Origin of the sequence: Lyticum sinuosum (assembly GCF_034471385.1) — a bacterium.
Lineage (GTDB): Bacteria > Pseudomonadota > Alphaproteobacteria > Rickettsiales > Midichloriaceae > Lyticum > Lyticum sinuosum.
Genome location: NZ_JARGYU010000001.1, coordinates 255,724 through 274,999 on the forward strand (window position 1 = coordinate 255,724; position 19,276 = coordinate 274,999).

The following is a 19,276-nucleotide window of genomic DNA, read 5'->3' on the forward strand; positions in this document are numbered from 1 at the left end:
AATTATTTATTATTTATCACTAATTTAATATTTAAAAAATCAAATAAAATATTTATTTTAAAAAATCTAAATAATAAAAAATTTAGAATTAAAATTTTAATAAATATGTAAAATTATGTTGCAAATTATAAAATTAAACAGATTAATAAAATATGTCAATAAAAAATGAAAAATTATTAAAAAATAAATTAGGTCGTAGTCTATCATCTATTTTTTCAGAAGCATCAAAGATATTTGATGATATAGATAAAAATAAAGATATATTTAATCAAAAAAATAATTGTAAAGTTGATTATATCAAAATAAAAGATATATCTATAGATTCATCTGAAATTGATATAAAATCTTTTCATGAAGATAATAATATTAATAAATTATTAGGTATTTCATCTATAACAAAAGTTTATAGATTAAATCAAAATAATTATAAAATTATTGAAGGAAAAGAAAATTATTATGCTGCACTTAAAGCAAATCTAAATGAAATCCCTGTAATAATAGTGAATCAACAATTAGAATATTTTAATGATAAAAATAATAATAATTTTGAATATGAAAATAAAAATCAATATTCTTCTAAAAATTTAGATAACAATAATATAAATAATATAGTAGATAAAGATATAGATATAGATAATGATTTACTAACTACAGCATCAATAATATCAAAAGAATTGAAAATGAATGTTAAAATAATCGAAAAAGACTTAAATAAATATATTGTTAGTATAGAATGTAATAATATAGAGGAATTAGATGATCTACTTAGTAGAATAAGTGGTAATATTCTATAATCTTTTCATTTTTCCATTTTTCATTATCTTTCATTAATCTTTCATTAATCTTTTATTTTATATTATTTTTATTTTAAATAATAATTAAAAATTAAATTAGATTATAATATTGAACACAATTCATTGATTATAGTAGTAATTTTGATTAAAAATTAATCTGTTAATGATAAAAGACCATATCTAGAGTATAATCTTTTCATTTTTCCGTTTTTCATAAGATTAGATATAGCAATATTTATATCATGAGATAATATCCAATCATGTTGCATCGCGATCGCATATCCTCCAGAGCTTTGTGGAATTTTCTGAATAGCTAAATTTTTATCAGAATTAATTGCTTCTTTTAAAGCAGGAAATTCTTCAGTAATAAATGCATCTATATTATTATTATTAAGATCTTTTATAGCTTTATAAGAACTTGAATATGGAATAATATTTATTAATATTTTATAATTTTTGACATAATTTCTAACATAACTTTCCATACTTGTTCCAATTTCAACTCCAAGTTTTTTATTATTTAGATCTTCTAAAGTAAACATTTTATTTGATCTTTTAAATATTAGATAAAATGGCGATGAGTAATAAATATCTGAAAAATCAACTAATTTTGATCTATTTTTATCTGGAGAAATAGCTGATATCGCAATATGTGCTTTTCTTTTATGCACTGCATTTATTATATCTGCGAAAGGCATATTCTTAATAAGAACTTTTTTTTTCAATTCTTCTCCTAAATCCATAGCAAAATCTATATCAAATCCAACATTTTTCTTCAATTTTTTATCATAATATTTAAATGGAAAATAATCTTCTTCTCCCATAGCAACAATTAAATGTTCTATATTATATTCTCCTCTATTTGATCCAAAATTGCTTTTAGATAAAAGAAATATTGTAAAGATAATCAAAGTTATAAGAGGAACGATTTCTAATAATTTTTTCATATTTTTTATAAATAATTTTAATTATTTAATTATTATAATAATATTGAAATTAGCAAAATTTGCTTTATATTTTAGATATAATTTTGTTTTTTATTACAAATATAAATAAAATAAAATCCAAAAAGTATCATTATAATTGATAAAATTTGTCCCTGAGTAAAATATTTTTTAATATATCCTATCTGATAGTCTGGAACTCTGAAAATTTCACATATAATTCTCATTATAGAATAAAAAATTAAAAAACACCCTGAGAATGTACCACTTTTCCAGATCTTTCTTTTTTTATTCCATAAATAAATCATTATTATAAATAATATTAATCCTTCAGTAATTGCTTCATAAAGTTGACTCGGATGTCTTGGAATGTTATCAATACTTTTGAAGATAACGGCCCATGGAAGATTTGTGGGTTTTCCATAAAGTTCACCATTTGTAAAGTTCGCTATTCTCCCAAAAAATAATGATATGGGTACAGATACACAAACTAAGTCAGATATCTTCGAGAACTGTATTTTTTGCTTAGCACAAAACAATTTTAACGCTAGAGCTGTTCCTATTAGCCCGCCATGAAATGACATACCACCTTCCCATGTTTTATATATTTCGTTAAAGTTATGCAAATAATGAAGTGGATTATAGAATAAGACATAGCCAATCCTACCACCAAGTACTACTCCCATTATCAGGAAGAAAAATAGGGAATCTAGGGATTTATCAGTAATTTCAACATAGCTACTTTTTTCATTTAATATTCTTATAATAAACATGCTAATTAGAAACCCTATTGCATAAGACATACCATACCAATAAAAATTTATGCCATATATAGAAAAAAATTTTTTATCAGTTTCTATAATAAAAAAAAAATTCATTTTTCTTGCAAAGATTTTCAGGTTATGTTTCTACACTATAACAAAAGCATTTAATCAAAACAACCAATTAGATCACAAATGAATAAAGTGTTAATTAAAAAATATATTAATAGAAGATTATATAACATGTCCAGTGGGTGCTACATTGTATATAATGATCTAATAAAAATGATAAAAGAAGGAATAAAAGTAAAAATAGTAGACGTTCAATCAGAAGTTGATATAACAGTAACTACTGTTCTACATGCATTAGCAGAATATTTAAATCATAAAGATTCTAATAATAGTAATGTTAACGCTATTAAAGATAATTCTGATGTTGTACAAGAAGTTGTAGAAATAATACTTAATAATGAGAATTATTGGATAACAGAATACTCTAAATTGATTATTAATTACCTAAAAGAAGTTCAACGTATTTATAAAAGTTCTGATAAAAAATCTTATGGACATATAGATTCTTTTACACAAATACAAAAATTATCTGATTATAATAGAAATCTTACTCAACAATTAATTGATTTAGCCAGACAACATTTTAGCTAGAAGAATTTAAATAAATTTGCTATAATATTTTATTACTAGCAAAATATTATATAAATATATAAAAGACACATTATAAATATAGCTATAAAAAAAAAGTTAAAGTATAAAATTTTAACTATTTTTTAATTTTTTCTTAATTTTTTCTGCAATTACTGTTTCTTCATTAATATATGCTATTGCAATTGAAGATTTACTATTATTTGTATGAATAAATCTAATATTACTATCATTACTATTATTATTATTCTTTTTGAATTTCAATTCTAAAGGTTGTTCTTCATTGTAATCTATATTTTCTATCCCAAGCCATTTTACTGACTCAATAATTTTATTTCTTATTTCTGACGAATTTTCTCCTATTCCTCCTGAGAATATAATAAGATCTACACCTTGCATAAGTCCAATAAAAGCATGAAGATAATGACTAATTCTATAGCAAAACATATCAATAGCCATTTTAGATTTAATATCATTCTTTGCAGCTATAATCAAATCACGCATATCACTACTTTTACCAGATATTCCTAAAAGTCCTGATTTTTTATTTAAGATATTTATCACTTCATTTGGTGTTATATTGTAATATTGACTTATATAATTAACAATACTAGGGTCCAAAGATCCAGATCTAGTACCCATAACCAATCCATCAAGAGGAGTAAAACTCATAGTTGTATCCATACTTTTTCCTGAATTTATAGCACACATACTGCATCCATTACCTAAATGTATTGCTACAATTCTCTTTTTCGATAACCCTGAATTTAGATTTTTTAATATATGTAATATACTCTCGTAAGCTATACCATGAAAGCCATATCTTCTTATTCCAGATTGATAAAATCTTTCTTCTATAGCCAAGCGATGTGCTATTTCTGGGATTGTAGAGTGAAATGCTGTATCAAAATATGCAAATTGAATTGAATTAAATGGTATCATACTTCTCATATAACTTGCTGCATGTGGATTATGTAATGGAGCAAATATGGATAAATTGTCAATTTTTTTTATTACATTATCATTTACTTCAACTAATTCAGTAAATTCACGTCCACCATGAACTACACGATGTCCTATTGCTTTAATTGATAGATTATTTACTTTAATCCATTCTGAAATAATGGAAAATACATCAATTTCATAAGAAAAATTTTTTGATGTATCATTTTTCTTACAATAAAGAATTTTCTCTCCTGTGACATTATTAATTTCAATCAATGCTTTATAATAAGTATATGATATATTTTCAGGAATTGCAGATAGTTTAACGCTTGATGAACCAGCATTAATAATTAAAAAATATTGATTATTTTGTGACATAAAAATTAATATTGATTATTTTGTGACATAAAAATTTTATTTGAAATAAAATTATGATATTTATATATAATTTTATATTTTTTATTATAAAATTGCAAATATTATATTAATAATAATATAATTTTAAAATATTAAGTTTTTTTTATAAAAATGTTTTTTTATTATAAATAATAATATTTTTAATTTTTTGATTAATAAAACAAATTTTACTGTTTTTTAAATAGAATTACATTAAAATAAATTAACTATAATTTAACTATAATTTATAATTATTTATTGACATGTAATTAATAAAATTGTATTACAATAGAATATGTAGGCTTTATTGACGTGAGGTAGAGCAGCTTGGTAGCTCGTCAGGCTCATAACCTGAAGGACGTAGGTTCAAATCCTACCCTCACAACCCTTCCTCATTTATACTTACTTATTACTAATAGTATATCTACATGCTATTAATTGTTTATTGTATTAGCATAAGCTGACTTTTCTGCAAAAATCCTATTTTTGTTTTTCTATTTTTTATCCTTTTTATATAATATCGCTTTTTTACTCGATTTATCAGAATAAGACTCTTATTTGCATATAAATAGCATAAAAATTAAAATATTGATCGATTTAAAGTTATTATCAATATTTATGTTATCTAATATATTAATTTATAACATTATATAAAATATCTGTATGATTTTTAAAATAATAATATAAAATCTTTAAATATTAATTTAATGTAATGGATACTAAAACATCAGTTGTTGCTATAATAGGACAACCAAACTCAGGTAAATCTACTTTGCTTAATTATCTTATGAAAGATAATTTATCGATTGTTACAAATAAAGTTCAAACAACTCGTTTTTCTATCAAAGGTATTTTGAATTATGAAAATACTCAACTTGTACTAATTGATACTCCTGGGCTTTTTGAACCACGACAAGATCATCTTTTAGAGAAATATATTGTTAAAAATGCTATTAACAGTATTAAATATGCAGATATTTTAGTTTTTTTATTAGATATAATGCAAATAACAAGAGTATTTCGGAATGAGATAACATATCTCAACCAGTCTCAGTATAATAATACTGATATTTCTCCTAATAAGAATCATTCAGATATAGATAATATTAATCAAAATCAACTCAAAGATTTACCACAGAGTCCAGAAATGAGGGAATTTATTGATATAAATCGTACATTAATGAAAAAAAATAGAAAAAATTCTCCTTTGATTTTTGCGGTTAATAAATTTGATTTATATAATGAACATCTTAAACATAATCATAATAATTTTGCGATATATCCAAATAAACATGATATTTTAAAAATAATTAATTATATAAAAAAAGATTTTCATGAAATACACAATATATCTGCAACTTCCGGTGATGGAATTGAGAATCTAATATCTTCACTTTGCCAAATTAGTCCTCAAGGAGAATGGAATTATGATTGTAAGACTGATCTTACACCTCAAAAAATTGCTGAAGAAATAACAAGAGAACAAATATATCTTCAATTAAATAAAGAATTACCATATAGTATTCATATTTATACTGAATCGTGGAATGAAACTATAGATAAAATAGTTATAAAACAAGCTATTTGCGTTATTAAAAATTCTCAAAAGGTTATTGTTATAGGCGAAAATGGAAAGAGAATTAAAGAAATAGGTATAAGCTCTAGAGAAAAAATTTCTCTGAAATTTAATAAAAATATTGATCTTTTTTTATTTGTTAAAGTAAAACCAGATTGGATAAAACAATTAAGTAATTAATAAAAAGTTAAATAATTAAATATTATATATTATAAATATAATATTATGTATATAAATTCATAAAATACAAAAATAATATGCATTATATTGATATGCATTGTATAAGTGTTAAATTTTTGAATAATTTGTTAAAATTAGCTATAAACATATTTATATATTTATTTATATATTTTTTCATACATAAAAATATTTTTGCAGATACTTCTTGTTTTATTTGTGAAAAAAGTTCTTCAGATATTAATGAATTACAAAATTATATAATTGGTAATAATACAGAAAAAAATATATATGAAAATAAAAAATATAATAGAGATCTTCATAATATACGATTACAGAGGATCAAAATAAATGATAATAATAAATCTTCTATCGTAGATAGAAAAAAAAGCATTAATGATAATATAAATGATGATATTCATTTTAATATTCCAGATAATTCAATAAAAAATAAATTTTTATTAAGAAATACTGTTTATAAAGAAAAATCTGATAAAATTTTAGTAAAATCAAATGAAAGAACAAAATTAAGCAAAAATAATTATAATCAACAAAATTTTTCGAAAAATAAAAATTATAATAATATTTATCAAAATTTTGATATAATATCGGGTAGACCTGTGATACTTAGATTTAGACGAGGAGTATTAAAAATAGAAACACAAGCTATTGCTATGGATTCTGGATCAATTGGTGATATTATTAAAGTAAGAAATATAAGTAGCAATAAAGTTATTAATTGTAGAATTATTGAAACTGGGATAGTTGAAGTTATTAAATAATATAAAAAACATTTATTAATTTATTATTTTATAATAAGTAGTAATAAAGTTATTAATTGTAGAATTATTGAAACTGGGATAGTTGAAGTTATTAAATAATATAAAAAACATTTATTAATTTATTATTTTATAATAAGTAGCAATAAAGTTATTAATTGTAGAATTATTGAAGCTGGGATAGTTGAAGTTATTAAATAATATAAAAAACATTTATTAATTTATTATTTTAATAAGTTTTATTTCACAGTTAAAGGAACATCATCAATTAATATAGATTTTATCAGTGTTATTCCATTTACTTTTACTGATATCATATCAACTGTTCCTGTTGGAATAAAAAATATAAAACTTCTTTTATCATCATGGCGAATTACCTTATTAGGTAGTATATTATGAGAAGCAACACAAATCCCTCCTCTATTATAATAATAAATATTTAGTGATTTAATAATCTCAGGATTTTTCTTATTATTAATAAGAGTTATATGTATTATATCACTCTTATATGGTAAAACTTTAACTTCCCGATTAATATTATAAATAGCAATATTATTATTTTTTTTATGTAAATCAACTCCAATTTTTTCGAAAATTGTGTTTATCATAGGTTGTTTATCAAACAAATTATAAATAATTATTCCAAATATAATTATAGTTGTTACAAGAATATTAATAATAATAGTGAAAAACCAAGATGAAGAAGATTTTGTTATTGATTTAGATCTACCTAAATTATGATATTCAAGATAATGAGTTCCTTTTCTCACTTTAAATCTATTATCAGATGTATTTAATGTATTAGATTTTGGTGTTATAATTCCATTATTTGCTGACTTATTAGGATAAAAAATAGGATATTGATTTTTTTGTTTATTGATTTGATCTGTTATATTAGCAATATCATTTTTCTTTTTAGTAAATACATTATTATTGATAATGTGATCATTTGGTATTTGTTTGTCTATATCTTTACAAGCAAGTCTATTATGATCTGAGTAATTTTTTTCTTCTTTAGCTAAATTAGGCTTATATTCTACCCATTCATAGTCACATTCAGAACAACGGACTAATCTTCCTGATTCTCCTATATCAGATATATTAACAGTAAGAATAGCTGTACAATTTTTACAGCTAATATCATATTTATATAAATGTTTATTATCTTCCACTTTAATAAATTTAAAGATTTTATAATATACTATTTTTAAGTAAAATTATTGATTTACTATATTATTTAAGTCATAAATATACTATTTTTTATAGTAATACTTAAAAAACTATATCAACAAAAATTTTAACAAAAGCAAAACATAGCTAACATAATCAATAAATTATTTTAATTCAATTAATTTTCATTTTTTAATAAAATCATACTTTCTACTTGTTATAGTGTATTGCTAAAATTATATATGATAATATCATATTCAGTTAATAAATAGTTAATAAATTTAAATATAAAATTATAAATGAGTATATCGTTGAAATATATGTCTCTTCTTAAAGATATAATGGAAGATAATAGTATAACACCGAATGGGAAGAAAAGTTTATATATAATATGTTCATTTTTAGAAAAATTAGGTTTTATTTGCCAAATAATACCTTTTAATGATATAAATCATAATAATAACTCATCTAATACTCATACAGAAGTTTATAATCTTTATGCAAAATATGGAAAAGGTTCATTTAATCTATGTTTTGCAGGACATGTGGATGTAGTTCCTACAGGAGATATCCAAAAATGGAAATTTAACCCTTTTAACTTTACTATAGATAAAAATATCTTATATGGAAGGGGAATAGTAGATATGAAAGGAGCAATTGTTTCTTATATATCTGCGATTGAAGAATTTCTTCCTGTAATTGATCAACAAAAAATGACTTTTAGTATAATGTTAACAACAGATGAGGAAGGTATAGCAGAAAATGGAATAAAAAAACTTCTTCCTTATTTAAAAAATCAAGGTGAAAATCTCTCATTTTGTTTAGTTGGAGAACCAGTAAGCAAAAACAGTGTTGGAGATATCATTAAAATAGGATCTAGAGGAAGTGCAACATTTAAAATTACTGTAAGAGGAACACAAGGCCATGTAGCCTATCATGAATATAATGATAATCCTGCTAAGAGAATTATTCGTATTTTAAATAGAGCAGTTTTATATAAATTTGATAATGGAGATCAATATTTTTCACCTTCTAATTTGGAGATTACAACTATGAAATGTGATAGTGGTGCGGAAAATATAGTACCTGAAGTGGCTTTTGCACAGTTTAATATTCGTTATGGAAATAAATATACAGCTGAAATATTATTTTCTATAATAGAAAAAGAAATAATTGGAGAAGATATTAAATTTACAAATTTAGAATATCATAGTAGTGGTGATTCATTTATATCTACACAAATAGATGATAATTTGAAATCAGTAGCAAATGCTATTTTTCAGGTTAGTAATATATTTCCCGAATTTAGTACTTATGGAGGAACTTCTGATGCTCGTTTTATTAAAGAATATTGTCCTGTAATTGAAATAGGGCTATTAGGAAGTACGGCCCATCAAATAAATGAAAATTGTTCAATTGATGATTTAAATTTATTAAAAAATATCTATAATAATGTAATATCAACTATTATTAAAAAATATTTATAAATTAATATATAATAATATTATTATTTTTATATAAAAATTTTTATCTTATATTTATATGATATTATATTAAAATTCTTTTATTTTAAAATTTGTATTATAAATATTTACTTTATTAGATTTATAATAATTAAGTTTTATTATTTTTTAACTAATTGTTGTAATAATTACAATCATCAAATAATATATTAAATTAAATATTATTTTAAATATACTATTAAACTATTAAATACAGTATTTATAATACAAAATTTTGTATTGTTAATAGTTGTATTAGTATAATATTCTTTTAGTAATTTTTATTAAAATAACATTAAATACTATAAATTAGTTATAACTTTATAGTTTTATAAAATGATCTCATGTATAAAATATTAATTTTCTCAGTAATCTGTTTATTTATAATAATACCATCATTAAATGAAGTTTCAGCTCAAAGTACATTTAATAGAAATATTAATATCAATAAGAGTTCTCATACTAATAATGATATTACTAAAAATAAGAAATATGCTGCAATAGTTGTAGATACCAGTAGAAATTTAGTTCTATATAAAAAAAATGATAAAGCAAGAAGGTATCCTGCTTCTCTGACAAAAATTATGACTCTTTATATATTATTTGATGAGATAAAAAAAGGTAGAATAAAAATGAATTCACAGATATATGTATCACAATCTGCAAATTCTATTCCACCAAGCAAATTACCTATTAAGGTTGGTGATTTTATAACAGTCGAAGATGCTATTTATGCTTTAATAATAAAATCAGCTAATAATATTAGTTATGCAATTGCTGAAAAAGTTGCAGGTAGTGAATCTAAATTCGTTTTATTAATGAATAAAAAGGCCAAAGAATTAAAGATGTTTAATACTAATTTTGTTAATTCACATGGTTGGCATAATCCACATCAATACACAACGGCTTATGATATGGCTATATTAAGCATATCTTTACAAAAAGCACACCCTAAAAAATACAAGATGTTTTCTAAAAAAAGCTTTAAATTTAGAGGTCAAGTTATATCTACTCATAATAATGTATTAAAAGAATATCCAGGTGTTGATGGAATAAAAACAGGTTATATTATGCCTTCTGGATTTAATTTAATAACATCTGTTAAAAAAAATAATATAGGAACAATTATAGCTGTTGTGATGGGTGGTACAACACCTGTTCAACGTGATGAGCATATGATAGAATTGATTAATACATCATATAAATTTATTGAAAAAAAATATAGGCCAATTTCTGATCCTAAATCAATATTTTTAGTTTCAAACCCTAAAATAAAAATAAGGCAAAAAAAATTTGGATAGATACTAAAATTCTTTTAAATAACACTAAATATATAAAAAATAGTTATTTAAACTAATATAAAATATAATATTTTACTTAATATTTTTAATTATAATTATAATTATAGGATTAAGTTATCAAAATGATTAATTAAGATTTACAATTATATGGTCATTAAAAAGCGGGATAATCAGGTAACTGTACTTGATATAGGAACTAGTAAAATAGCATGTATTAATGCAACAATTTTATCTAGTGGTTCATTTGAAATAATGGGTGTAGGATATTGCGGTGCACAAGGTATTCGTAGTGGAATTATAGTAGATTTAAATGAAGCAGCAGATTGTATTTACAAAGCAATGAGTTTAGCTGAAGATTCTTCATATACACCAATAAAAAATCTTTATATATCAATATCACCAAGTTTATTATTTTCTCAGAAGAGTATATTAGATGTAAATATAATGGGGAATGAAATAGTAGAAAAAACTTTACATGAAATGGTATTATCAGCAATAGAATCTTTTAATAAACAAAATAGTCAGATTATTCATACTTTTTTATACAATTATAAAATTGACGGAAAGAGTGTTGTATCTCCATTAGGTCTTTTTGGTGATAAATGTGAATGTACTATGAATATTATATCTACAAAAATTAATAATTTATTAACTTATCGTAATTGTTTAGAAAGATATAAAAAAGTTGATATAAAGCAATACTTAGCTAGTAATTATGCTATGTGTTTAGCAATATTACTACCTAATGAAATTAAAACTGGAGCAATTCTCATAGATTTTGGAGCTGGAACAACTAGTTTAACTGTTTTTGAAAATGGAAGCATCACGTATTGTGATAGTATTCCACTCGGAGGAAATAGTATTACTAATGATTTATCTATCTGTTTAGGAATCAGTATGGAAGAAGCAGAAAGAATCAAAAATTTATATGGTGGAATATCTATAGTAGAAAATGATAATAAAGAAAAAATTTTAATAAACTCTATTGATAATGATAAAAGTAACGAAAATATAGAATATATTTTACGTTCTGATGTAGTATCAATAATGAAAGCGCGTACTGAAGAAATATTTGATATACTTTTAAAAAGATTACCTGATCAAGATGTTACAAATAATAAAAAAATTGTTCTAACTGGAGGTAGTTCTCGAATTCAGGGAACTATAGAATTTTTAAGTGAAATATTTTATAGTAATGTTAGACATGGGTATCCATATTTAATTGATTCATTAGATCAAGCTGTAAATTTAGAGTTAAGTGTTGTATTAGGAATGTTAATTCATATTGTGGATCAGGGAAATACTTATAATGATAAAAGAAATTATAATAATAATGAAAATAACTTACATAATCAAAAAGAATTAACTTTTTGGAAAAAAATAAAAGATTATTTTATAAAAAAACAATTATAAAAATAAATTTATAAAAATAAATTTATAAAAATAAATAAAACCATTATATATTTAAATACCTAGAGTATGAGTAATAATGATTTAATTAAAGGTTTTGATGATAAATTTAAAAATAATTTTTTTTCTTTTTTAGAAGAAATTATATATGAGCTTTTTAATAGAAAAAATCATTTTATAAGAACATTTTTTAATAATTTTAATATTTCTTCATTTAATATAAAAAATGAGATAAATAAAATTACTTTTGCAATTGCACTATCTGGTGGATCAGATAGTATGTGTTTATTATCATTACTCCATACTTTATCTATTGAATATCAATTCAAAATAATTCCTATAATTATAAATCATAATCTTAGACCTGAATCAGAAAAAGAGGCATTTTTTATAAAAGATTATGTAAAAAAGTATTTCAATATAGAGACTGAGATTTTACTGTGGGATAATAATAAAAGTATAGTAAAATCTAATATAATGGCAAAAGCAAGAAAAGCTAGATATGATCTATTATCTGAGTATTGTAGTAATAACAACATTAATTTTTTATGTACAGCGCATCATTTAGGAGATCAATCTGAAACTATATTTCAGAGAATTATTTTTGGAACTGGAATAAATGGATTAAAAGGAATTCTCCCATGGATGGAATGGAATACAAATGATTATAATAATGATATATGCAATCATAATAATAAACTACATCAAGAAGAAGAGATTATTAATCTATTTAAAATAGATAATAATTATGAAAAAAATGATAATAAAAATACGAAAAACTCTAATCAATCTAATAATAATAAAAAAATTATAGTAATAAGACCAATTCTTTCTTGGAAAAAATCTGATATAATAAAATATCTTAAACTTAAAGATATATCTTGGGTTGAAGATAGTAGCAATGAAAATATTCGCTATGATCGCGTTAAAGTAAGAAAATATATCAAAGATTTATCTGATATAATGTCTATTGATAATGATTCTTTACAACTAAAAATAGCATCTTTAGCGAATAAAGCATATCGAATTAGCAATTTTTTAGATGATATTGTTAATAATTCTTTTATAAAAATATGTCATTTAGGTATAAATTATGAGTTAGAGATTAATCTAAATGATTTTTATAATCTTCATCCAGAAGTTGCAATAAAATTGCTTTTTAAGTGTTTTAATATCATGTCGAATTCATTGTGTAATAAACGTTTGACATCAGAAACATTGATATCATTATATAATAATATAATGTACTATTATGCAAAAAACAAAAATAAATATAATTATTATAATATAAATAATATTATTAATATTAAAAAAGCTTTTACATTAAAAAATTGCTATCTTTTTATAAAAAAAGATAAAATATTTATTACAAGAGAAGTAAATAGTAAAGTATCAAATAATAAATCTAGATCATTTTTACCAATTAATATTCCAAAAAATATTCAGGAAGAAGAAGTTATTTGGGATAATTTTTTCAAAATAAACTTAATAAAAAATTCAGATAGTATAAAAAATATTGATAATAATAGTAATTTTACAAATATTTCAATAAATTATACTAATAAATTAGATTATGATCATAATTATTGTCATACTTATTATATAGGGTATTTAGATGAAAAAACATGGTCAATAGCACTTCCAACTATAAAATATATATTCTCAAATTTAATACATAAAAATCAGAATAATAATAAAAATAATTCTTCTATCTATAATAAACTATTAGAGGATAAAATAGAATCGAATGATAGATTAAATATAAAACACGAGGAATGTTTTAAAATAAATCCAGATAAACATCTTATTACAGCAATACCATTTTTGTATATAAAATATAATGAAAAATATAATGAAGGTAATATAAGTACTAATACATATAAAAAAATAAATATAGATTTATCAGGTTTTCAAGTAATACCTCCTTTATATTTTATAGGAAAATCTATATCTTTTATACTAAATCATTGTATATCAAATGATGAATATCATAATGATCATAAAAATTATAAATTTGATAATAATCAAATTATAGCCATTCCATTATTTTTTGGAGAAACATGTATTAATATACTCGATCATAACATAATAATAAAATCCAGTTTATTACAAGAAATTATTTTTTGATAATATATTTTTAATATTATATGTATAATTTTTAGAAAAATATATAATTATAATTATTTTAATTATCTGACCATAAATTTTTCATTTTTGAAAAAAAACTTTCTGATCTTGGTGAAGAATTTTTTTGCAAAGTTGCATCAAATTTTCTAAGTAAATTTTTTTGTTCTTCTGTTAGATTTGCTGGTATCTCTATTTGTGCAACAACATATAAGTCACCTCTAGAAGATGATTTCATGATACTCATACCTTGATTTTTTATTTTAGTTTGTTGGCCATTTTGAATTCCAGCTGGTATATCTATTTTTATTTTTTTTCCATCTATTCCTGTAATTTCTATACTTCCTCCAAGAGCAGCTGTTGTCATCTTTATAGGTACATTACAAAATAAATTATGTTCATCTCTTTCATATAAAGAGTGAGGCTTTACATTAACAAATACATATAAATCACCAGAAGGGCCTGATCTTAATCCAGCTTCACCTTCTCCTGATAATTTTATTTTAGATCCATTTTGAACTCCTGCTGGAATAGTTACATTCAACATTTTATTTTTTTTAACTCTACTTTCTCCTTTACATGTTATACAAGGATCTTTTATTGAAGAACCACTTCCATTACAGTAATGACAAGTTTTTTCTACTATAAAAAATCCCTGTTGTTCTCTAATACGACCTGCTCCATCGCATTTTATACAATTAATAATATTAGTGGTACCATTTTTACCACCAGTTCCATTACATGAATCACATTTAGCAGCAGCAGCATATTTTACTGTGTGTTTTGTACCATGGAAAGCTTCTTCTAAACTAATTGTCGTATCATATCGAAGATCTGCTCCTTTCTGAGCAACATTCTTTTTATTTTGTGCAGATTTCCGATTTGTACCCATGAAATCACCAAATATATCTCCAAAAAGATCAGAAAAATCAGAAAAATCTCCTGTGGAATAGTGATTACCTTGACCAGGACCTGCTGCTCCTCCTCCAGAAGTATATCTTTGATGTCCATATGAATCATATTGAGCCCGTTTTTGTTGATCTTTTAATGTTTCATATGCTTCGTTGATTTTTTTAAATTTTTCTTCAGCTGTTTTATCCCCTTTATTACGATCTGGATGATATTTTAGTGCTTGTTTACGAAAAGCTTTTTTAATATCACTATCACTAGCTGATTTATTAACACCTAAAATTTTATAAAAATCTTCTTCGTTACTCATTGTTTTATTATATTTACTGCTACAGGTTTATTATTACAACATCATTATTACTCAATCATTATATAATATATGTCGATTATATGTTTTATCAAGGATAATAAAATTAATTTTTATAGAATAATTTTATAATCATTTTTCATTTTATCACTTTTTCTGAGTATAATTTTATATATATTTTAGATTTAGTAATATTAAATTTTAACTTAAAATTGAATAAATTTTTCTTACTACTTATAATATTAATATAATAAAATTATTATATTTATGATTATTATTTATATATAAAAACATGCAATCTATTTATATAATTTGATAATTTAAGTAAATTTATAAATTTTAATCTTAATAAATATTATTTAATCTAAAAATCACACTTATTAAATAAATATTGTATATTATTTATAACAACTAAAAATATTTGCAACATGTGGTATTGTTTTTTCAACCATAATTTTATTAAATCCAGAATTTTGTAAAATATCTATAAATTTATTAGTCTCAGGAAATGTATTAATACTATCTGAAAGATATTTATATGCTTTATAATTATGTGCAACAAATTTTCCTAAAAAAGGAATAAAATTATTAAGATAAGATTTATAAATCCCACCTAATATTGTGCTTTTTGGTGGGCAAAACTCTAAACAGACAAATTGACCATCTTCATCTAAAATTCTATGTATATTTTTAAGTACTAATGATATATTAGTCATATTTCTTATTCCAAAAAACATTGTACAATGAGTAAATTCTCCATCGACAAAATTATCCATTTCTTCTGCATCTTGTTGTATCCATTTTATATATTTTATATATTTACTATTATGACTCTTTAAATCTTTATCTTTTCCAACATTTATCATATCTTGATTAATATCAGCAACTGTTACATCTGTAGCACCACGATTGACGAGAATTCTGGCAACATCTCCAGTACCACCAGCAAGATCTATAATTTTATTATCTTTATGATGCAAGCGAATACAATTTGCTGCTTTTTTTTTCCAATACCTATGAAATCCAAAACTCATCAAGTCATTCATTAAATCGTATTTATTTGCTACTTCACTAAAAATATTTTGAACAAAAAATTTTTTCATTTTTTTATTGTATTAATTTTAATTGTATGAATTTATATAAATATTTTATTTATTAATTAATTTTATTATGAAGAATCGTAGTTTTCTCCTTGGAATTCTAATTTTTTTTTTATGAGTACATATTTTATATATCATTTATATCACGGTAATAATGGGTTTATTGCTGCACAGATATTAAATGAAAATTTAATAAAAAAGCAACAAATATTAAAAAAATTAGATAATAAAATTTTAATTTTAAGAAAAAAAATAGAATTATTAAAAGATAATAAACAAAATAATGATTTTATAGATGAATTAGCAAGAAAATATTTTATGGTAGGAGAAATTGATGAAAATCTTTTAATTATAACTATTGATGATTAAAATTAAATTTTTAATTATTTTTATTCTTAATTACTTAATATATTAAAAAGTTATATTAATTATATATATATTTACTAATATTTTCTTTTTAGAATAAATTCTTTTACATCCTGTGGAATCCAATGAATATGATCTATAATCATTTTAAATTTATTAGCTTGTATTAAACGGAGTATTCCTATTGCAGCTCTTCTAAGAGCATATGGGTCTTTAGATCCTGTTGGTTTTATTCCAATTTTAAAAAATTCTATTATTGTATCTAATTTATCAGCTATAGCTAAAATTCCTGTTACTGGAGAAATTTTAATATCATCAGATATTCCTTGTGGTTTATAATGATTAGTAATAGCATGACATACTACTTCTGATTTCCCAGAATATCTAGCATAATGTCCACCTATAATACCTTGTAATTCTGGAAATTCCTTAACAATATTACTTGCTAAATCTGCTTTACATAAATCAATAGCTTCATCAAGCTGTTGAGACATAATTTCCATACATGAAGATTTATATTCTGTATTATTTCTTGTATTACTACAATATAATAATGGATTTTGATTTTTTTTGGAAGAATTTTCGTCGGAAGAATTTTCGTCGGAAGAATTTTCATTGAAAGAATTTTCGTCGGAAGAATTTTCATTGAAAGAATTTTCGTCGGAAGAATTTTCATCAGAAGAATTTTCATTGGAATTTTTATCATCTTTTTCAAAATATTCTTCAATAGTTGAATTGGATTCTGTGTTGTCTATATTGTCTATAATATTGTATATAGTAGAATGTTTTCCATATTCAATATATAATAATTTTTGAGCAATTTCTTTGATTCTTATTATTTTTTCTTCTATATTTCCTATTTTTTCATGAAATATGATATTTTTTAATTTTTTCTTATAATTTTCTAACCCAAAATTTATATCTTGCTGCCAAAAAAATTGAGCGTCATTAAGACGAGCATTTAGTACTTTTTGATTTCCTCTTATACATAGTCTATTATCATTTATTATTTTATCTGTAACAAAAATAAAATATGGAGCTATTTCTCCTTTATTATTTTCGAGTAAGATATATTTTTGATGATAACGGGCTGATGTTATTAAAATTTCTTTAGGCATTTGAATAAATTCTTTTGGTATTTCTCCATACATTAAATATGGCCATTCAACCATATCTGCGATTTCTTGAATTAAAATATCATCTTCTATTATTTCAAGTTGTAAAGAAGAAGCTATTTTTTTAGCACCATCATAAATTATTTTATAACGATCATCTCTTTTTAGTAAAACTTGAGAATTATATAAAAAAGATGTATAATTACTTGCGTTTTCTAAAAATAACTGTTCATTCTTATAAAATTTATTACCATAAGTTATTCTATCTGATTTTATATGACCAAAATTAATATCAATCACTCTATTATCAAGGAGAGCTAAAATTGATGTTATAGGTCTAATCCATTTTGTACCAGTAACTTCCCATCTCATTGTTTTAGGCCATTTTATAGATGTTAGAGAATATTCTATAGATTCAGCTAATGCATCTATTAAAGTTATTTTTTTTGTTTCTTCTATGTAATAATATATTCCATCTTTTATAATTAATTGGTTTTCATTTATATTATGACTTTTCATAAACCCAATTAACATTGAAGTATCAGATTTAATTTTTGGCCCTTTGTGTAAAACAATTTGTGTTTCAGATTCGTTATCTATTTTACTTAATATATCTAAATCTTCTATCACAAAACTAATACGACGTGGTGTTGAATAATATTGATATTTTGCTTTATGTAAAATAATTTCATATATTTTAAATTTACCTCTGAAAAATTTTATAAAATTACTTAATAATTGATCAGCAGATGTTTCCTGGATGAAACATGGCATTTCTAATGATGCAATTTCTAATGTTAATGTACTCATTATTTAAAAATGTATATTTTTAGTATATAAAGTTAAATTATATTTTAAATATATAAAAAACAAAAATATATTATTAAAGATTTATTAAAAAATAAAAATTTTAGTTTCGTATTCTAATTTTAATATTTAT

Annotated in this window: 16 protein-coding genes and 1 tRNA gene; 10 read left to right on the plus strand and 7 right to left on the minus strand. The window is 22.2% G+C overall.

Features of this window, described 5'->3' with window-relative positions; genetic code table 11:
* Positions 1–152 precede the first annotated feature (152 nt).
* Positions 153–794 carry a hypothetical protein gene (locus tag Lyticum_RS01015; protein ID WP_322498477.1) on the plus strand — a complete coding sequence of 214 codons (642 nt, stop codon included), beginning with the start codon at positions 153–155 and terminating at the stop codon, positions 792–794.
* Positions 795–946: 152 nt separating this feature from the next.
* Here the strand turns inward: Lyticum_RS01015 and Lyticum_RS01020 are convergent, their stop codons facing one another.
* Together Lyticum_RS01020 and lgt are read right to left on the minus strand one after the other, a co-directional pair.
* Positions 947–1,741 carry an ABC transporter substrate-binding protein gene (locus Lyticum_RS01020; protein WP_322498478.1) on the minus strand — a complete coding sequence of 265 codons (795 nt, stop codon included), beginning with the start codon at positions 1,739–1,741 and terminating at the stop codon, positions 947–949.
* 71 nt (positions 1,742–1,812) lie between these two features.
* Positions 1,813–2,616 (minus strand): prolipoprotein diacylglyceryl transferase, encoded by an 804-nt coding sequence (gene lgt, locus Lyticum_RS01025; protein WP_322498479.1) that lies wholly within the window; start codon positions 2,614–2,616, stop codon positions 1,813–1,815.
* Positions 2,617–2,694: 78 nt separating this feature from the next.
* On the opposite strand from lgt, the gene Lyticum_RS01030 reads away from it, so the two are divergent.
* Positions 2,695–3,162: a polyhydroxyalkanoate synthesis regulator DNA-binding domain-containing protein gene (locus Lyticum_RS01030; RefSeq protein WP_322498480.1), complete on the plus strand. Its 468-nt coding sequence runs from the start codon at positions 2,695–2,697 to the stop codon at positions 3,160–3,162.
* 111 nt (positions 3,163–3,273) lie between these two features.
* On the opposite strand, the gene Lyticum_RS01035 is transcribed toward Lyticum_RS01030, so the two are convergent.
* A complete protein-coding gene (locus Lyticum_RS01035) occupies positions 3,274–4,482 on the minus strand; it encodes an acetate/propionate family kinase (RefSeq protein WP_322498481.1) in 1,209 nt (402 codons plus the stop codon).
* A 329-nt stretch (positions 4,483–4,811) separates the two neighbouring features.
* Here Lyticum_RS01035 and Lyticum_RS01040 point away from each other — a divergent pair.
* The 3 genes from Lyticum_RS01040 to Lyticum_RS01050 all read left to right on the plus strand — a co-directional run bounded on the left by Lyticum_RS01040 (position 4,812) and on the right by Lyticum_RS01050 (position 7,035).
* Positions 4,812–4,885 (plus strand) — tRNA-Met (locus Lyticum_RS01040).
* A 327-nt stretch (positions 4,886–5,212) separates the two neighbouring features.
* Positions 5,213–6,256 carry a GTPase Era gene (era, locus tag Lyticum_RS01045; RefSeq protein WP_322498482.1) on the plus strand — a complete coding sequence of 348 codons (1,044 nt, stop codon included), beginning with the start codon at positions 5,213–5,215 and terminating at the stop codon, positions 6,254–6,256.
* A gap of 77 nt (positions 6,257–6,333) precedes the next feature.
* Entirely contained in the window at positions 6,334–7,035 is a 702-nt protein-coding gene (locus Lyticum_RS01050; RefSeq protein WP_322498483.1) for a flagella basal body P-ring formation protein FlgA, read from the plus strand.
* A gap of 236 nt (positions 7,036–7,271) precedes the next feature.
* On the opposite strand, the gene Lyticum_RS01055 is transcribed toward Lyticum_RS01050, so the two are convergent.
* Complete coding sequence (locus tag Lyticum_RS01055) at positions 7,272–8,204, minus strand: MJ0042-type zinc finger domain-containing protein (protein ID WP_322498484.1); 933 nt, start codon at positions 8,202–8,204, stop codon at positions 7,272–7,274.
* A 318-nt stretch (positions 8,205–8,522) separates the two neighbouring features.
* Here Lyticum_RS01055 and dapE point away from each other — a divergent pair, with 318 nt between their 5' ends.
* The 4 genes from dapE (at position 8,523) to tilS (ending at position 14,542) form a co-directional block, all read left to right on the plus strand.
* Positions 8,523–9,689, plus strand: a complete 1,167-nt coding sequence (gene dapE, locus Lyticum_RS01060; protein ID WP_322498485.1) for a succinyl-diaminopimelate desuccinylase — start codon at positions 8,523–8,525, stop codon at positions 9,687–9,689.
* A 359-nt stretch (positions 9,690–10,048) separates the two neighbouring features.
* Positions 10,049–11,005, plus strand: a complete 957-nt coding sequence (locus Lyticum_RS01065; RefSeq protein ID WP_322498486.1) for a D-alanyl-D-alanine carboxypeptidase family protein — start codon at positions 10,049–10,051, stop codon at positions 11,003–11,005.
* A gap of 147 nt (positions 11,006–11,152) precedes the next feature.
* Positions 11,153–12,418 (plus strand): cell division protein FtsA, encoded by a 1,266-nt coding sequence (ftsA, locus tag Lyticum_RS01070; RefSeq protein ID WP_322498487.1) that lies wholly within the window; start codon positions 11,153–11,155, stop codon positions 12,416–12,418.
* A 66-nt stretch (positions 12,419–12,484) separates the two neighbouring features.
* A complete protein-coding gene (gene tilS, locus Lyticum_RS01075) occupies positions 12,485–14,542 on the plus strand; it encodes a tRNA lysidine(34) synthetase TilS (RefSeq protein WP_322498488.1) in 2,058 nt (685 codons plus the stop codon).
* 58 nt (positions 14,543–14,600) lie between these two features.
* Here tilS and dnaJ read toward each other — a convergent pair whose 3' ends face one another.
* Both dnaJ and Lyticum_RS01085 read right to left on the minus strand, forming a co-directional pair.
* Complete coding sequence (dnaJ, locus tag Lyticum_RS01080) at positions 14,601–15,758, minus strand: molecular chaperone DnaJ (RefSeq protein WP_322498489.1); 1,158 nt, start codon at positions 15,756–15,758, stop codon at positions 14,601–14,603.
* Between the two features lie 395 nt (positions 15,759–16,153).
* Positions 16,154–16,858 (minus strand): ubiquinone/menaquinone biosynthesis methyltransferase, encoded by a 705-nt coding sequence (locus Lyticum_RS01085; protein WP_322498490.1) that lies wholly within the window; start codon positions 16,856–16,858, stop codon positions 16,154–16,156.
* A gap of 111 nt (positions 16,859–16,969) precedes the next feature.
* Between Lyticum_RS01085 and Lyticum_RS01090 the strand changes: the two genes are divergently transcribed.
* Complete coding sequence (locus Lyticum_RS01090; protein ID WP_322498491.1) at positions 16,970–17,224, plus strand: FtsB family cell division protein; 255 nt, start codon at positions 16,970–16,972, stop codon at positions 17,222–17,224.
* Positions 17,225–17,298: 74 nt separating this feature from the next.
* On the opposite strand, the gene glyS is transcribed toward Lyticum_RS01090, so the two are convergent.
* On the minus strand, positions 17,299–19,146 hold the full coding sequence (glyS, locus tag Lyticum_RS01095) for a glycine--tRNA ligase subunit beta (protein ID WP_322498492.1): 1,848 nt from the start codon (positions 19,144–19,146) through the stop codon (positions 17,299–17,301).
* Between the last annotated feature and the right edge of the window lie 130 nt (positions 19,147–19,276).

What these genes read in the sequence shown, in the direction of transcription:
- Lyticum_RS01015 (WP_322498477.1), top strand. Translation starts at nt 153, where the DNA reads ATGTCAATAAAAAATGAAAAATTATTAAAAAATAAATTAGGTCGTAGT.
- Lyticum_RS01020 (WP_322498478.1), bottom strand. Translation starts at nt 1,741, where the DNA reads ATGAAAAAATTATTAGAAATCGTTCCTCTTATAACTTTGATTATCTTT.
- lgt (WP_322498479.1), bottom strand. Translation starts at nt 2,616, where the DNA reads ATGAATTTTTTTTTTATTATAGAAACTGATAAAAAATTTTTTTCTATA.
- Lyticum_RS01030 (WP_322498480.1), top strand. Translation starts at nt 2,695, where the DNA reads ATGAATAAAGTGTTAATTAAAAAATATATTAATAGAAGATTATATAAC.
- Lyticum_RS01035 (WP_322498481.1), bottom strand. Translation starts at nt 4,482, where the DNA reads ATGTCACAAAATAATCAATATTTTTTAATTATTAATGCTGGTTCATCA.
- era (WP_322498482.1), top strand. Translation starts at nt 5,213, where the DNA reads ATGGATACTAAAACATCAGTTGTTGCTATAATAGGACAACCAAACTCA.
- Lyticum_RS01050 (WP_322498483.1), top strand. Translation starts at nt 6,334, where the DNA reads ATGCATTATATTGATATGCATTGTATAAGTGTTAAATTTTTGAATAAT.
- dapE (WP_322498485.1), top strand. Translation starts at nt 8,523, where the DNA reads ATGTCTCTTCTTAAAGATATAATGGAAGATAATAGTATAACACCGAAT.
- Lyticum_RS01065 (WP_322498486.1), top strand. Translation starts at nt 10,049, where the DNA reads ATGTATAAAATATTAATTTTCTCAGTAATCTGTTTATTTATAATAATA.
- ftsA (WP_322498487.1), top strand. Translation starts at nt 11,153, where the DNA reads ATGGTCATTAAAAAGCGGGATAATCAGGTAACTGTACTTGATATAGGA.
- tilS (WP_322498488.1), top strand. Translation starts at nt 12,485, where the DNA reads ATGAGTAATAATGATTTAATTAAAGGTTTTGATGATAAATTTAAAAAT.
- dnaJ (WP_322498489.1), bottom strand. Translation starts at nt 15,758, where the DNA reads ATGAGTAACGAAGAAGATTTTTATAAAATTTTAGGTGTTAATAAATCA.
- Lyticum_RS01085 (WP_322498490.1), bottom strand. Translation starts at nt 16,858, where the DNA reads ATGAAAAAATTTTTTGTTCAAAATATTTTTAGTGAAGTAGCAAATAAA.
- Lyticum_RS01090 (WP_322498491.1), top strand. Translation starts at nt 16,970, where the DNA reads ATGAGTACATATTTTATATATCATTTATATCACGGTAATAATGGGTTT.
- glyS (WP_322498492.1), bottom strand. Translation starts at nt 19,146, where the DNA reads ATGAGTACATTAACATTAGAAATTGCATCATTAGAAATGCCATGTTTC.